The following is a 404-nucleotide window of genomic DNA, read 5'->3' on the forward strand; positions in this document are numbered from 1 at the left end:
CCGAGCACCCGGTTTACCGAGTCACCAGCCCACAGCCCCGCACCGACCCGCTGCTGCGCATTTTTGTGGCTGATTCTGCCTTCGTTTGCCACCAGGTCAAGGTTTTCATCAACGGGGCCGCCCTGAAAGGTATCAATCAAATCGACGCTATTGGCATTTCGGACCAGACCAAACCCGTGACGGTCGGCATCAACGTATCGACCGCAACGCCGAAAGACATTCAAAAAGAAAACCTCGGCAAAACCGTTAATTCGCCCGGTCAGGAGGTGGCACCGGTGATCTCGCCCGACGGCCGGACGCTGTACTTCACCCGTAATTTCAATAAAGCCAATATTGGCGGGGCCGACCGGCAGGATGTCTGGTACTCGACGCTCGAATCGGGCGCCAATGGCACGCCACCAACC

The 404-nt window shown here is 57.7% G+C and carries 1 protein-coding gene; it reads left to right on the forward strand.

The genetic code is table 11. From position 1 onward, the window contains the following. A partial coding sequence (locus D7Y13_RS44225) for a PD40 domain-containing protein (protein WP_208734732.1) occupies positions 1–404 on the forward strand: 404 nt, incomplete at both ends.

It is taken from the genome of Corallococcus praedator (assembly GCF_003612125.1).
Lineage (GTDB): Bacteria > Myxococcota > Myxococcia > Myxococcales > Myxococcaceae > Corallococcus > Corallococcus praedator.